This window comes from Flavobacterium fluviatile (genome assembly GCF_010645065.1).
GTDB classification, from domain to species: Bacteria; Bacteroidota; Bacteroidia; order Flavobacteriales; family Flavobacteriaceae; genus Flavobacterium; species Flavobacterium fluviatile.
In genome coordinates, this window is record NZ_JAADZW010000085.1 from 1 (window position 1) to 973 (window position 973).

The 973-nt window shown below is 47.1% G+C and carries 1 protein-coding gene; it reads right to left on the reverse strand.

The genetic code is table 11. The features are described from left to right. The coding region (locus GXM17_RS21370) for an Ig-like domain-containing protein (protein ID WP_482788941.1) at nt 1-973 on the reverse strand (973 nt) is incomplete at both ends.

The following is a 973-nucleotide window of genomic DNA, read 5'->3' on the forward strand; positions in this document are numbered from 1 at the left end:
TTCCTGTAGCTGATAAATTGGCTATAGTTGCAGCATTACAGAAAGATTGTGTAGCAGTTGCTGTTGGTGCTGCTGTAGTGTTAATCGTTACTGCGACTGCTGTACGATTCGTGCTTTCGCAGGAATTCAGTGTTTGCGATACGTAATAAGTCGTTCCGCTGACAAGTGCCGTTGTAGTTGGCAATTCTGAGCCAAGCGTTGAGGCAGCGTACCATTTGATGGCTGTTCCTGTAGCTGATAAATTCGCAATAGTAGCCGAATTACAGAAAGATTGTGTAGCGGCTGCTGTCGGTGCTGCTGTAGTGTTGATCGTTACCGTGACTGCTGTACGATTCGTGCTTTCGCAGGAATTCAGTGTTTGCGATACGTAATAAGTCGTTCCGCTGACAAGTGCCGTTGTAGTTGGCAATTCTGAGCCAAGCGTTGAGGCAGCGTACCATTTGATGGCTGTTCCTGTAGCTGATAAATTCGCAATAGTAGCCGAATTACAGAAAGATTGTGTAGCGGCTGCTGTCGGTGCTGCTGTAGTGTTGATCGTTACCGTGACTGCTGTACGATTCGTGCTTTCGCAGGAATTCAGTGTTTGCGATGCGTAGTAAGTCGTTCCGCTGACCAGTGCAGTTGTCGTTGGCAATTCTGAACCAAGTGTTGAGGAAGCATACCATTTGATGGCTGTTCCTGTAGCTGATAAATTTGCAATAGTGGCAGCATTACAGAAAGATTGTGTAGCAGTTGCTGTCGGGGCTGCTGTAGTGTTTATTGTTACAGTGACTGCTGTACGATTCGTGCTTTCGCACGAATTCAGTGTTTGCGATGCGTAATAAGTCGTACCGCTGACCAGGGCAGTTGTAGTCGGCAATTCTGAACCAAGTGTTGAGGCAGCGTACCATTTGATGGCTGTTCCTGTGGCTGATAAATTTGCAATAGTGGCAGCATTACAGAAAGATTGTGTAGCAGTGGCTGTCGGTGCAGC